The organism is Leifsonia sp. 1010, assembly GCF_031455295.1.
Taxonomy (GTDB): Bacteria; Actinomycetota; Actinomycetes; order Actinomycetales; family Microbacteriaceae; genus Leifsonia.
On sequence record NZ_JAVDSL010000003.1, the window covers coordinates 316,841 to 329,861 of the forward strand.

Consider the following 13,021-nt stretch of genomic DNA (forward strand, 5'->3'; position numbering starts at 1 on the left):
CACGTCTCCCGGAGCCACCCCTCTGGGCGGCAAATCGTGTCACATGATCCTGATGCGCGAGGGAGTAGCTGGGTGTCTGAGCAGAACTTTGACATTGTGGTGCTCGGCGGTGGGAGTGGAGGCTACGCAGCAGCGCTGCGTGCGGCCGAGCTCGGTTTCACCGTCGGCATGATCGAGAAGGACAAGGTCGGCGGCACCTGCCTGCACCGCGGCTGCGTCCCCACGAAGGCGCTGCTCCACGCGGCCGAGGTGGCCGACTACTCGCGGGAGTCGTCGAAGTACGGCATCGTGACCCAGCTGCAGGGCGTCGACATCAACGGCGTGACCGAATACCGCACGGGCATCGTCGCGAAGAAGTACAAGGGTCTGCAGGGCCTCGTGAAGGCGCGCGGCATCACCGTCATCGAGGGCGAGGGCCGTCTGACCTCCCCGACCACCGTGCAGGTGGGCGACGACACCATCGTCGGCAAGAACATCATCCTGGCCACCGGCTCCTACTCGCGCTCGCTTCCGGGCCTCGAGATCGGCGGCCGCGTGATCACCAGCGAGCAGGCGCTCGAGCTCGACTTCGTGCCCCAGAAGGTGGCCGTGCTCGGCGGCGGCGTCATCGGCGTCGAGTTCGCCAGCGTCTGGAAGTCGTTCGGCTCCGAGGTCACCATCATCGAGGCGCTGCCGCACCTCGTCCCCAACGAGGAAGAGTCGATCAGCAAGTCGCTGGAGCGGGCGTTCCGCCGCCGCGGCATCGACTACAGCCTCGGTGTGCGCTTCCAGGGCGTCACCCAGAACGAGAACGGCGTCGTCGTCACCCTCGAGAACGGCAACACCGTCGAGGCCGACATCCTGCTCGTCGCCGTGGGCCGCGGCCCGCTGACCCAGGGTCTCGGGTTCGAGGAGGTCGGGGTCACCATGGACCGCGGCTTCGTCATCACGGACGAGCGCCTGCACACGAACATCCCGGGCGTCTACGCCGTCGGCGACATCGTGCCGGGCCTGCAGCTCGCGCACCGCAGTTTCCAGCAGGGCATCTTCGTCGCGGAGGAGATCGCGGGCCTCAACCCGATCGTCGTCCCTGACGTCAACATCCCGAAGGTCACCTACTCCGACCCCGAGGTCGCCTCCGTCGGCCTCACCGAGGCGAAGGCGGCCGAGAAGTACGGTGCCGACAGCATCAGCAGCTACGACTACAGCCTCGCGGGCAACGCGCGCAGCGAGATCATCGGCACGAACGGCAGCGTCAAGGTCGTCCGTGTCAACGACGGCCCCGTGGTCGGCGTGCACATGATCGGCGCCCGCGTCGGCGAGCTCATCGGCGAGGCGCAGCTGGCCGTGAACTGGGAGGCGTACCCCGAGGACATCGCTCCTCTCATCCACGCGCACCCCACGCAGAACGAGTCCCTCGGCGAGGCCTTCCTGTACCTCGCGGGCAAGCCGCTGCACACCCTCTAGGACGACCAGCCGGGTCCGCCCCCGCGGACCCGGCTGCAATAAGCTACTGAACGATCAGGTTTTGAAGGAGAGAAGCTCATGAGCGAATCCGTCAGCCTCCCGGCGCTCGGCGAGAGCGTCACGGAAGGCACGGTCACCCGCTGGCTGAAGAACGTTGGCGACCGTGTCGAGGTGGACGAGCCCCTGCTCGAAGTCTCGACCGACAAGGTCGACACCGAGATCCCGTCGCCGGTCGCCGGCGTCATCGAGGAGATCCTGGTGCAGGAGGACGAGACGGTCGAGGTGGGCACTGCGCTCGTGACGATCGGTGACGGCTCCGGTGCAGGCGCCGAGGCGCCCGCTGCCCCGGCGGCCGAGGCCGCGCCCGCGGAGGCCGCTCCGGCCGAGCAGGCTGCTCCTGCCGAGGCCGCGCCGGCCCAGCAGGCGGCTCCCGCCGAGCAGGCTCCGGCCGAGCAGGCCGCACCCTCCGCGCAGGCGGCCGCTCCCGAGCAGGCCGCTCCGGCCCAGCAGGTTCCGGCTCAGCAGGCAGCACCCGCCGAGACCGCACCCCAGGCTCCGGCCCAGGAGGCCCCCGCTGCGCCCGCCCCGGCGGCTCCCGCAGCGCCGGCTCAGGCGGCTCCGGCTCCGGCCGCACCGACTCAGGCCGCGCCCGCCCAGCAGGCCGCACCCGCTCAGCAGGCGGCTCCCGCCGCTCCCGCTGCTCCTCAGGCCGCTCCCGCGCAGGAGGCCCCCGCGGCCTCCGGCAGCTCCTCATCGGGCGCCCACGCCGGCAACGCCGGCTACGTGACGCCGATCGTCCGCAAGCTCGCGAACGAGCAGGGCGTCGACCTCTCGACCGTCACCGGAACCGGTGTCGGCGGCCGCATCCGCAAGGAGGACATCCTCTCGGCTGCTGCCCCGGCTGCGGCTCAGGGCGGTGCGCCCGCCGCTGAGGCGGCCCCGGCTCCCGAGGTCTCGCCGCTCCGCGGCACGACCCAGCCGATGTCGCGTCTGCGCAAGGTCGTCGCCGAGCGCGCCGTCGTGTCGATGCAGTCGACCGCGCAGCTCACGAGCGTCGTCGAGGTCGATGTCACGAAGGTCGCCGCTCTCCGCGACCGCGTGAAGGGCGACTTCCTCGCCAAGACCGGTGTGAAGCTCTCCTTCCTGCCCTTCTTCGCCCTGGCCGCGGCCGAGGCGCTGAAGACGTACCCCGTCATCAACGCGACGGTGGACGGCGACAGCATCGTGTACCCGGACCACGAGAACATGTCGATCGCCGTCGACACCGAGCGCGGCCTGCTCACCCCGGTGGTGCGCAACGCGTCGGAGCTCGACATCGCGGGTCTCGCGAAGGAGATCACCGACCTGGCCGAGCGCACCCGCGACAACCGGCTCAAGCCGGACGAGCTCGCCGGTGGCACCTTCACGCTGACGAACACCGGTTCGCGCGGCGCCCTGTTCGACACCCCGGTCGTCTTCCTCCCGCAGGTCGCGATCCTGGGCACGGGCATCGTCACGAAGAAGCCGGTCGTCATCTCGGCCGACGGCACCGACTCGATCGCGATCCGTTCGACCGTGTACCTGGCTCTCTCGTACGACCACCGCATCGTGGACGGTGCCGACGCGGCCCGCTTCCTCGTCGCGGTCAAGAACCGTCTCGAGGGCGGCAACTTCGAGGCCAACCTCGGAATCTGATCCGCTCACGGGTACACCGCCCGTAGCCGCCAACCGGCCTCGCTCCTCACCAGCAGGAGCGAGGCCGGTTCGCTTTCCGGGGTGCGGGCGGAATCCGGGGCGGCGCTGACGAGTGCTGCACCGCCCCAGCGCTCGACCAGCGACAGCTGCGCGCCGCGGTAGTCCCGGTCTGCGGCGGCCCCCTTGGCACCCAGGGCGGCCGTCTCCTCAGCGACCGCGGGCGAGCCCGCATCGAGTAGGGCCGACAGGCAGTCGGGCTGCGAGGGGCGCGTCGTGAAGCACGAATGCCGAGCGTCGAGGACAGCGCGGGCCGCATCCACCGGATCATCGCTCGCCAAGCCGCCGCCGACCGCACCCGCCGCGGCCGAGGGGTCGGCAGCAACGGCAGCCGGACTCACCTCGGACGACACAGGCGTCGGCTCAGGCGTGGAACCAGGCGGCAGAGTCGGCGTCGCGGCGGTCCGGGACGGGGATGCAGCGGCTCCCGTTACCTCGATCGCATCGCCCTGCTCGGTCGCCGCAGACGTGGGCGCTCCCCGGCTCTTCCCCGACGCCGACTCCAACGCCGACTCCGACGTCGGGCCAGGCGCGGGGAGCAGGGCGACGAACGCGATCGCCAGCACCACCGGCACCGCCGCAGCTGCAGCCACAGCGGGCCTCCGCTGCAGCGTCGTCCGGACCCGGTCACCCAGAGCACGGCCCGGCCGGCCGTCGAGCCGGTCCATCACCCGAGCCAACCACACGACGAGCTGCGATGCCCGACCGCCGGTCCTGCGCTTTCCGTCGGCCCCGCCATCAGCCGACGCGACCGGTTCCACCGAGGCCGGTTCGAGCGCGACCGGCTCCGGCGCGATCACCAGCAGGACGGATTCGGCGAGCGCGGACCAGCTCCCGCGACGGAGGCCGGCCTCCACAGCGGCCAGCAGTCGCATCCCGGACCCATCCACCACCTTCAAGCAGATCGTTCGAGCCAGGGCGTAGAAGCGCTCAGCGTCCGTCACGGCGGCGTCGGGGGTCCACGGCTCAACATCGTCGAACGCGTCGAGCGCGGGGCACCCGTCGCCGAGGAAGACGATGTCCGAGCTAGCCAATCCGGGTCCGGCCCAGCCGGACGTGTGCAGCGCTTCCAGCCCGCCCGCCACGCCGAGCAGGATGGTCGCGGCCTCCCCCGAACGCACGCCGCGCCTCTGCGCGAGGAGTCTGTCGAGATCGCCGTGCTCCGGGTAGGCAAGGACCACAGCATCCACGTCCCTCCCCCGCACACGCCGGTGCGGGAGGGCCGCCACCACTCCGGCCACGTGCTCGCTCGCCGCCGCAACGCGCGCCTCCATCTCGGCACGACGGGGCGGCGCCCCGGGAGAAGGTTCCCGCACACGCAGGAGGCAACGCCCGGGGAGCCTCCCGCCCGAGACCGCCACGCGGAGCTCTCGCGGCGGCTCGCCGCGCACCTGGCAGGTCGGCGCATCCACCTCCCACCCTTCGGCGGCGGCGATCGTCCGGGCGATACGCAGGAGTTCGGCCTCGGTCGGGGCGCGATCGGCGGAACGCGCGGACGCGGAGGGTCGGATGGGCGCTGAACGAAGGGAGACGGGAGAGGAAGTCACCCCTCCATCCCATCCGACCGCCGGGCGCCGCGGCCGGCCGCCCGCGGATCTGTGCATAACGCATCCACTCGCCCGCCTGTGAACACCTGAGTCGCACCGCGCATAGACTGACCCCGTGACCACGTATGACGTCACGGGGCTAAGCGCCAACTCCGTGCCGTATCTCGAGGCCCTTCAACAGCAGCGTGCCCTGCACGCCGCCGTCGTCGCAGGCCGGGCGCCCGATACCGTCATCCTCCTCGAGCACCCGCCGGTGTACACCGCGGGCAAAAGGACCTCACCGGACGAACGTCCCGACGACGGCACCCCCGTCGTCGACGTCGACCGGGGAGGCAAGATCACCTGGCACGGGCCGGGTCAGCTCGTGGGGTACCCGATCCTCCGCCTCCACGATCCCATCGACTTCGTCGGCTACGTCCGCGCGCTCGAACGGGTGCTCATCGACGTGCTCGCGCGCGTCGGCGTCACCGGGGTGCAGATCGAGGGCCGCTCGGGCGTGTGGATGCGACCCGAGCACAACCCCGGAGCCACCAGGGACGAGAAGATCGCCGCCATCGGCATCCGCGTCGCCGAGGGCGTCACCATGCACGGGTTCGCGCTCAACTGCTCCAACAGCCTCGATGCCTACGACCGCATCGTCGCCTGCGGCATCCGCGACGCCGGGGTGACCACGATCTCCCGGGTCCTCGGCCGCACCGTGACGCCGCAGGACGTCGCGCCGCTCGTGATGGACGCCTTCGACCTGGAGTTCACCGCTGCGGAGGCCGTCGCGTGAGCGCCGTACCCGAGGGGCGCCGGATGCTGCGCCTCGAGGTCCGCAACGCCCAGACGCCGATCGAGCGGAAGCCCGAGTGGATCAAGACGAAGGCGAAGATGGGGCCGGAGTACCGGCAACTGCAGAGCCTGGTGAAGTCCGAGGAGCTGCACACGGTCTGCCAGGAGGCCGGCTGTCCGAACATCTACGAGTGCTGGGAGGACCGCGAGGCGACCTTCCTCATCGGCGGCTCGCAGTGCACGCGCCGCTGCGACTTCTGCCAGATCGATACGGGAAAGCCGGCGGAGTTCGACCGCGACGAGCCCCGCCGCGTCGCCGAGTCCGTGCAGCGAATGGGCCTCCGCTACGCGACGGTGACGGGCGTCGCCCGCGACGACCTGGAAGACGAGGGGTCGTGGCTGTACGCGGAGACGATCCGCGAGATCCACCGCCAGTCGCCGGGCACCGGGGTCGAGATCCTCGTGCCCGACTTCTCCGGCAACCCCGTCCACCTCGGCGAGGTGTTCTCCGCCCGCCCGGAGGTGTTCGCCCACAATGTGGAGACGGTGCCGCGCATCTTCAAGCGCATCCGGCCCGCGTTCCGCTACGACCGCTCGCTGGACGTGCTGACACAGGGCCGGTCCGCCGGGCTGATCACGAAGTCCAACCTCATCCTCGGGATGGGCGAGGAGCGCCACGAGATCAGCACAGCCCTGCGCGACCTCCACGACGCGGGAACCGACATCATCACGATCACGCAGTACCTGCGGCCGAGCCCGCGCCATCTGCCGGTGGCGCGGTGGGTGCATCCGGATGAGTTCGTCGAGCTCAAGCAGGAGGCGGAGGAGATCGGATTCCTCGGCGTTCTGGCGGGGCCGCTGGTGCGCTCGTCGTACCGTGCGGGACGCCTGTGGGCCCAATCCATGCAGGCGAAGGGACGGCCGGTGCCGGAGGAACTGCGGCACCTCGCCGACGCGACGCTCGGCTTCGCGCAGGCGGTGTCCTGAGAGCCCTCTCCCCGCAGCGAACGGGTCATCTGGAACGCCGCCGAGCCGGTATCCTTGGAGCTATGGCAAAGGACAAGTCCACCAAGGAGCCCGGCCGTCTGAAGCAGATGTGGCAGGTGTTCCAGATGACCCGCCGGTACGACAACCGCGCGGTGCTGTACATCGTCCTCGGGGCTGTCCTGCCGATCATCCTCGGCATCCTGCTCGCCGTGTTCCTCTCCGGCGGCAACATCTTCACGATGGTGCTGTGGATCCTCGCGGGAGTGCTCGCGGGTGTCCTGATCGCGCTGATCATCCTCGGCCGTCGTGCCGAGCGTGCCGCGTACTCGCAGATCGAGGGGCAGCCTGGCGCCGTCGGCGCGGTGCTCCGCTCGTCGCTGAAGCGCAGCTGGCGCGGCTCCGAGATGCCGGTGGCCGTCAACGGCAAGACGCAGGATGCGGTGTACCGGGCGACCGGTCGCGGCGGTGTCGTGCTCATCAGCGAGGGCCCGGTGACCCGCACCAAGCGCATGATCGACGAGGAGCGCCGCAAGGTGAACCGCGTGCTCCCGAACGTTCCGGTCACCGTGATCAGTGTCGGGCCGGACGCCGACTCCGTGCCCCTGCACAAGGTGCCGCGCACGCTCGCCAAGATCAAGCCGACCCTCACCAAGGCAGAGGTGCTCGCGATCAGCAACCGCCTCCAGTCGATGGAGAACCAGATGCCGATCCCGAAGGGCATCGACCCCATGAAGGTGCGCGCCCAGCGCGCGCGCTGACCCTCGCACTCCCCCTCCGTCGGGCCGCTCCGCCCGCCGTCGAGTACGCGAAAACTGCACGGTCTCCACGTGGATTCCGTGCAGTTTTTGCGTACTCGACGGTGGCGGGAACCGCGTCAGGCGCGGATCAGGACGGTGCCGGCGATCTTGTCGTGGAAACCGCGCTGGTCGGAGTCCCACACCAGCGCTGGGATCACGATGCAGAGCAGCAGCGTCCGGACGATCGGACGCCACACGCCGACCCAGCCGCCGCGCACGGCGACGACCCGCATCCCGAGAGCCCTGTGGCCGACACTGCCGCCGAGGGTCGGGATGAACACGATCTGCAGCACGGCGAAGATCGAGATCGTCGCCCACGAGTCGTAATGGAAGAACGCGAACGACAGCAGGGATGCGATGGCCCAGTCGATGACGATCGCCGCGATCCGCCGCCCCACCCGTCCGACCGATCGTGGACCGACCTCGGGGAGTCCGAGGCGCTCCCCCGGGTAACGACTGGGGGCGATGTCGCCGGGGCGGTTGGCGGGATTCTGCGGCACCCGCCGAGTCTATCGAGCGCTTCCCGGCGCATCCTGAGCCTGCGCACCCCGATCCCGCATCCCCTGCCCGGGTACCCGTAACATGCCGGAAACATTTGCGTCACCCCCGGGAAACGGCCTCCCCCTAGCGTTGACGTGGGCTGCACGCGCAGTCCGGTCACCCGCAAAGCCATTGGGAGTCGTCCGTATGTTCCGTGATTCGTCTGAGGTGCTCAAGTTCATCAAGGACACCGACGTCAAGTTCCTTGATATCCGCTTCACCGACCTTCCCGGTGTGCAGCAGCACTTCAACATCCCCGCCTCGACGGTCGATGAGGAGTTCTTCTCCGTCGGTCAGCTCTTCGACGGCTCCTCGATCCGCGGCTTCGCGTCGATCCACGAGTCCGACATGCAGCTGATCCCGGACGTGTCGACGGCCTACATCGACCCGTTCCGTGCCGAGCGCACGCTGATCATGGTGTTCGACATCTACAACCCGCGCAACGGGGAGATCTACTCGAAGGACCCGCGCCAGGTCGCCAAGAAGGCCGAGAAGTACCTCGCCTCGACCGGCATCGCCGACACCGCGTACTTCGCTCCCGAGGCGGAGTTCTACATCTTCGACGACGTGCGTTACGAGGTGAAGCAGAACTCCAGCTTCTACTCCGTCGACTCCGAAGAGGGCGCCTGGAACTCGGGCCGCGTCGAAGAGGGCGGCAACCTCGCCAACAAGACCCCGTACAAGGGCGGCTACTTCCCGGTGAGCCCCGTCGACAAGCAGGCCGACCTGCGCGACGACATCTCGCTGAAGCTGATCGACGCCGGCCTCATCCTGGAGCGCGCGCACCACGAGGTGGGCACCGGCGGCCAGGCGGAGATCAACTACCGCTTCGACACGATGGTCCACGCGGCGGACGACATCCTCAAGTTCAAGTACATCGTCAAGAACACCGCCAACGAGTGGGGCAAGACGGCCACGTTCATGCCGAAGCCGCTGTTCGGCGACAACGGCTCGGGCATGCACACCCATCAGTCGCTGTGGAACGACGGCAAGCCGCTGTTCTACGACGAGGCCGGCTATGGCGGACTCTCCGACATCGCCCGCTGGTACATCGGCGGCCTGCTGAAGCACGCCCCGGCCGTCCTGGCGTTCACGAACCCGACGGTGAACTCGTTCCACCGCCTGGTCCCCGGCTTCGAGGCGCCGGTCAACCTGGTCTACTCGGCCGGCAACCGCTCGGCGTCGATCCGCATCCCGATCACGGGCTCCAACCCGAAGGCGAAGCGCATCGAGTTCCGCGCCCCCGACGCGTCGGGCAACCCGTACCTCGCGTTCGCCGCCCAGCTGATGGCCGGCCTCGACGGCATCAAGAACCGCATCGAGCCGCACGAGCCGGTCGACAAGGACCTCTACGAGCTTCCCCCGGAGGAGGCGCGCAACATCCCGCAGGTGCCGGCGTCGCTCGGCGAGGCGCTTGACGCGCTCGAGGCCGACCACGACTTCCTCACCGCGGGCGGCGTGTTCACCCCGGAGCTCATCGAGACCTGGATCGAGTACAAGCGCGAGAAGGAGATCAAGCCGCTCGCGCAGCGTCCGCACCCGTTCGAGTACGAGCTGTACTACGGGGTCTGATCGGAAACCCGCGTAAACACGCGGCTCCTAAGGCGTCGCGGGCTCGCTAGTCCGCAAAAAGTCCGCACGAGTTGTAGGACGGTCCGCGAAAGCGACCGAAACCGCAGCTCGTGCGGACTCGTCTTTGTCTGGCCACATGTGCCCGTACGTGTCCAGCGTCGTCTTCGCTGACGCATGCCTCAGCCGCGTCTGAACCGTCTTGATATCCAGCCCGGCGGCGATCAGAAGTGATGCATAGTAGTGGCGCAGATCGTGGATGCGGAAGCCGTCAGGCAAGCCGGGAACCGTACTACGTGCGGTACGAAATGCCTCCTCGATCGTGTACGGCGCTACAGGCCGGCCCCACGCGCCGACGACGAGAGTCGCACTCCCCCACTCTGCGGGTACGCGGTTGAGCTCGAGCGCGACCTCATGCGGGATAGGGATCGGCGTCTTCGACATTTCCGTCTTCAGAGGTTCCTCTGGGTACTGGATCGCCGGTGTGATTACCCCTCGCATGAAGTCGATGTCGGTCACCCGCAGCGCGGCGATCTCAGCCACTCGCAGACCCGCGAACGCACCGAGCAGCACGACAGGGCGGAAATGCGCCGGTAGGGCGTCATGGAGCGCCCACACCTGCTCTGTGGTCGCTACGTAAGGACGCTGCTTCCCTGCCCCTGGCGACGTGCGCCGGCTGACTGGTGACTTGGGGACGAGTCCGTCGTGCACGGCGTCCGCGTAAACCTGCGAGAGGCGCCTGTGGAGCGCGTACACAGTGGACTCGGCGAGCCCCTCGGCCTTGAGTTCGGCCATCCAGTTCTTCACCTCAGACGGGCGGACGCTGCCCAAAGGCCGATCACCGAACTTCGCCTTGATCCGCACCAGGTGAGTGCGAGCCTGTCGCACCGTCGACGCCCGATTCGTCGCGTAGCCGGCAAGCCAGGTATCGCACCACTCCCCCAGTGACACCTTTGCAGTCTTGGGCGCGATCCACGTCCCTGTGACTAACTTGCTGGTCTCCCGATCGAGCCAGTGCTGAGCGGAGTTCTCCGGATCACGCGGGTTGTCCTTGAACTTGAAATGCCGCGCATGCTCCCGGCCAGTCGCGTCCCGGTAGCGGGCACGCCAAGAGCCGTCAGGACGTCGCTTGACGCTCGCCATCTGTGACCTCCATGTCCGCGAAAAGAGCCGCGACCTCCCGCTCGAATTCGTCGTCCGTCGCGTCGTCGCGCAAGCGCAGCTTCGAAATCGCCTGGCACTGGGCGAGTACTTCGTCGTAGATCTCCATTACTCGCGACGCCTTGAACGGCTCGACCAGAGGGTGATTCCTCATGACATCCAGAAAGCCCCAGTACATCGTCTCCACCCGCTCTAAGGGGTCTGAGTTGGTGCTCAACAACTCGTCCACAAGGTTGTAAGAACTCGGCCGAACTGCGAGCACGTCTCCGTCGAACGGGACGCCGTAACGGTTGTACGGGAACCGCTCATCGAGCGACTGCGCGGTGCGCAAGCGTTGCTCGAAGAGAGCCTGCCCCGACGTGGAAAACGCTTGGACCGCGTCACGCAGCTCGCCATACTCCCAGCGCAAGCTCGCCGACATCGGCGACTCAACCAGTTCCTCGATCTGGTAGTCGAGAAGTCGGGCAATTGCGAGCGCTTCGGCAAGACGCAGCACTCTGGTGCCACTTTCGATCCTTGCAATCGTCGTCTGGTGAATGCCTGGCACGCCCATGTCAGCGAGCCGGGCCGCAAGTTCAGCCTGCGAAAACCCCGCGCGTTCGCGCGCGCTCTTCACGTTGCGTGCAACGGCCTGATCCACAGAGGACAGGAAGTCCAAGTTCTCGTTTTCAACCACGGGCCAACTTTCCCACAACACGGCATTGTTTCTCAACACAACACGGCATTATGCTGTAACGTGTTTATAGCCGAACACATACCCGAAGGAGAACCGATGGAGGCACTAATTGCCCTTTTGACCCTGGCGGAAACCGCGGAGCGCCTTAGGAAGAGCGAGGCCCAGTTGCGCTGGATGATCCACTCAAAGACGGCGCCGCCCTCCGCGATCATCGGCGGCCGTCGGATGTTCCGAGAGGCGGACGTCAACGGATGGATCGAAGCGCAGTTCGCCAAGGAGGCATCGTGACCGATCCAAAGAAAAAGGCCGGAGGGCAATCCGGCCTTGAAGTCGAAACCTGCAGCGAAGCAAGGAGTTCAACTGTGAAGAAGCGTATCACCTACACCGAAGATCAGCCGCGCGGGGTCAGTCTCGTGGGGCTCAGCGTCGCCAATCACATCTGCGCGGCCTCGAGTGATGAAGCGTGGGCGGCCATCGATGCCTTCGAGAGCCCGGAGAGAGCCCGGCTCGTTATGGCCGGGGAATTGCCGGCCTACTTCGAAGAGATAGTGGGCGCGGCGAACGCCCTACACATCTCCCCCGCCGCTTTCTTCGAAGGCGTCACCGACTGATGGGGGCGCAGCTGGTCGGACGTGCGATCGCCTTCGCCGCCATGCATGATCTCAAGCCGAACGAATATCGGCTGCTGATCTTCATGGCATACACGGCGCTCGACTCCGACCAGCCCCCGCGATACTTCGCTTCGCGTGAAATGTCCGCCTACGCCCTCGGCCGCATGCTCGCCGAGGGCGTAGATCTTTCAGACGCCCAGCTCAAGGAGCGCGCCTCAGCATTCGAGCTGGTCAAGGTGGCAACGCGGGGCCTGGTCAACCTCGGAGCGATAGAGCGGCTCGAGCGAGGGCGGGCGGGGCGCCGGGCTGTGTACGGGGTCACCTTCAGGGGAAAGAGTTCCTTTCCCCTAGAAGGAAAGGATTCCTTTCCCCTCGATGGAAAGCCGCTCTTTCCTTCAGGGGCAAGCGCACCTTTCCCCCAAGGAACCACTGAGGAACCAGAAAAAGATCTAGGCCGACGAACACCTCGCTTTACCGAACCATCTCACTTGAGGCCTGTGGATAACACCGAAGAGAGGAGATCAGCATGACCACGAACCTCGACCTAGGCGCCCGCTGCGACGAGCACGCCGGCGAGGCCTTCCAGGTTCGCTGCGCTGCATGCGACCAGGCCAACCGAGAGCTCGAGCAGCAGCAAGCCGACGAACGCCATCAACGCGCGATCCAACGCAACCTCGCTCTGGGGATCTCTCCCCACTCAAAACCTCAGCCCATCCGCCGGCTGCCGTACCGACAACGGCGATGAAGGAGCAGACGATGATCGACCCAATCCCCGATGAACCATTCACCCTAACCGGCCCGGACGGCACTACTTACGATGCAGACCCTGAGACGGCGCGCGAGCACTTGGCGCGACTGGTCGGCGGAGTCATGGATATCACGCCCCGGAGCCCGAAGGACCAGTTCGCGCAGCAGCAGCTTTGGAAGGTCTGGAGTGAGACCAAATCGGCCGCGTACGTGCAATGGCTGGCGGAGCAGTCAATGCAACTCATCGCGCTCGAAATGCTGCACAGCGCGCAGACATGGGAGTTAGCGGCCCGGCTTCGCCACATCAACGCACTGATCCTTGGATGGCGCCTCATCCGGCCCGTGGAAGCCGACGATCTTGTGGCTGACGCGGGAAGCGACCTGAGCTCGTGAACATCTTCGGATCTGCCAGTCGAGCGATCGAGGAGTGAGGGA

Annotated in this window: 15 protein-coding genes; 11 read left to right on the top strand and 4 right to left on the bottom strand. The window is 67.5% G+C overall.

What is annotated here, in order from left to right:
- The first annotated feature begins 72 nt into the window (after window positions 1-72).
- Together lpdA and sucB are read left to right on the top strand one after the other, a co-directional pair.
- Complete coding sequence (gene lpdA, locus J2Y42_RS15070; protein ID WP_309860131.1) at window positions 73-1,446, top strand: dihydrolipoyl dehydrogenase; 1,374 nt, start codon at window positions 73-75, stop codon at window positions 1,444-1,446.
- Window positions 1,447-1,524: 78 nt separating this feature from the next.
- Window positions 1,525-3,120 carry a 2-oxoglutarate dehydrogenase, E2 component, dihydrolipoamide succinyltransferase gene (gene sucB, locus J2Y42_RS15075; RefSeq protein ID WP_309860133.1) on the top strand — a complete coding sequence of 532 codons (1,596 nt, stop codon included), beginning with the start codon at window positions 1,525-1,527 and terminating at the stop codon, window positions 3,118-3,120.
- A 5-nt stretch (window positions 3,121-3,125) separates the two neighbouring features.
- Here sucB and J2Y42_RS15080 read toward each other — a convergent pair whose 3' ends face one another.
- Window positions 3,126-4,724 carry a hypothetical protein gene (locus J2Y42_RS15080; RefSeq protein WP_309860135.1) on the bottom strand — a complete coding sequence of 533 codons (1,599 nt, stop codon included), beginning with the start codon at window positions 4,722-4,724 and terminating at the stop codon, window positions 3,126-3,128.
- Between the two features lie 115 nt (window positions 4,725-4,839).
- Here J2Y42_RS15080 and lipB point away from each other — a divergent pair, with 115 nt between their 5' ends.
- The 3 genes from lipB (at window position 4,840) to J2Y42_RS15095 (ending at window position 7,243) form a co-directional block, all read left to right on the top strand.
- On the top strand, window positions 4,840-5,499 hold the full coding sequence (lipB, locus tag J2Y42_RS15085) for a lipoyl(octanoyl) transferase LipB (protein ID WP_309860137.1): 660 nt from the start codon (window positions 4,840-4,842) through the stop codon (window positions 5,497-5,499).
- On the top strand, window positions 5,496-6,485 hold the full coding sequence (gene lipA, locus J2Y42_RS15090; RefSeq protein ID WP_309860139.1) for a lipoyl synthase: 990 nt from the start codon (window positions 5,496-5,498) through the stop codon (window positions 6,483-6,485). Before lipB ends, lipA begins: the two co-directional genes overlap by 4 nt.
- Before the next feature lie 62 nt (window positions 6,486-6,547).
- Window positions 6,548-7,243: a DUF4191 domain-containing protein gene (locus J2Y42_RS15095; protein ID WP_020077407.1), complete on the top strand. Its 696-nt coding sequence runs from the start codon at window positions 6,548-6,550 to the stop codon at window positions 7,241-7,243.
- Between the two features lie 116 nt (window positions 7,244-7,359).
- Here J2Y42_RS15095 and J2Y42_RS15100 read toward each other — a convergent pair whose 3' ends face one another.
- Window positions 7,360-7,782, bottom strand: a complete 423-nt coding sequence (locus tag J2Y42_RS15100) for an RDD family protein (protein WP_309860141.1) — start codon at window positions 7,780-7,782, stop codon at window positions 7,360-7,362.
- A 187-nt stretch (window positions 7,783-7,969) separates the two neighbouring features.
- On the opposite strand from J2Y42_RS15100, the gene glnA reads away from it, so the two are divergent.
- Window positions 7,970-9,394: a type I glutamate--ammonia ligase gene (gene glnA / locus J2Y42_RS15105; RefSeq protein ID WP_018191311.1), complete on the top strand. Its 1,425-nt coding sequence runs from the start codon at window positions 7,970-7,972 to the stop codon at window positions 9,392-9,394.
- Between the two features lie 27 nt (window positions 9,395-9,421).
- Here the strand turns inward: glnA and J2Y42_RS15110 are convergent, their stop codons facing one another.
- Both J2Y42_RS15110 and J2Y42_RS15115 read right to left on the bottom strand, forming a co-directional pair.
- Window positions 9,422-10,534 carry a tyrosine-type recombinase/integrase gene (locus J2Y42_RS15110; RefSeq protein ID WP_309860143.1) on the bottom strand — a complete coding sequence of 371 codons (1,113 nt, stop codon included), beginning with the start codon at window positions 10,532-10,534 and terminating at the stop codon, window positions 9,422-9,424.
- Window positions 10,509-11,228 carry a helix-turn-helix transcriptional regulator gene (locus tag J2Y42_RS15115; protein WP_309860145.1) on the bottom strand — a complete coding sequence of 240 codons (720 nt, stop codon included), beginning with the start codon at window positions 11,226-11,228 and terminating at the stop codon, window positions 10,509-10,511. Before J2Y42_RS15115 ends, J2Y42_RS15110 begins: the two co-directional genes overlap by 26 nt.
- Before the next feature lie 96 nt (window positions 11,229-11,324).
- Between J2Y42_RS15115 and J2Y42_RS15120 the strand changes: the two genes are divergently transcribed.
- From J2Y42_RS15120 to J2Y42_RS15140, 5 genes are read left to right on the top strand one after another with little or no spacing between them, the layout of a single operon-like run.
- On the top strand, window positions 11,325-11,516 hold the full coding sequence (locus tag J2Y42_RS15120; RefSeq protein ID WP_309860370.1) for a helix-turn-helix domain-containing protein: 192 nt from the start codon (window positions 11,325-11,327) through the stop codon (window positions 11,514-11,516).
- Window positions 11,513-11,839 carry a hypothetical protein gene (locus tag J2Y42_RS15125; protein ID WP_309860147.1) on the top strand — a complete coding sequence of 109 codons (327 nt, stop codon included), beginning with the start codon at window positions 11,513-11,515 and terminating at the stop codon, window positions 11,837-11,839. The genes J2Y42_RS15120 and J2Y42_RS15125 overlap by 4 nt, the downstream gene beginning before the upstream one ends.
- Window positions 11,839-12,369 carry a hypothetical protein gene (locus J2Y42_RS15130; protein ID WP_309860150.1) on the top strand — a complete coding sequence of 177 codons (531 nt, stop codon included), beginning with the start codon at window positions 11,839-11,841 and terminating at the stop codon, window positions 12,367-12,369. The genes J2Y42_RS15125 and J2Y42_RS15130 overlap by 1 nt, the downstream gene beginning before the upstream one ends.
- Entirely contained in the window at window positions 12,366-12,584 is a 219-nt protein-coding gene (locus tag J2Y42_RS15135; RefSeq protein ID WP_309860152.1) for a hypothetical protein, read from the top strand. Before J2Y42_RS15130 ends, J2Y42_RS15135 begins: the two co-directional genes overlap by 4 nt.
- A gap of 11 nt (window positions 12,585-12,595) precedes the next feature.
- Window positions 12,596-12,979 (top strand): hypothetical protein, encoded by a 384-nt coding sequence (locus tag J2Y42_RS15140; RefSeq protein ID WP_309860154.1) that lies wholly within the window; start codon window positions 12,596-12,598, stop codon window positions 12,977-12,979.
- Window positions 12,980-13,021 lie beyond the last annotated feature (42 nt).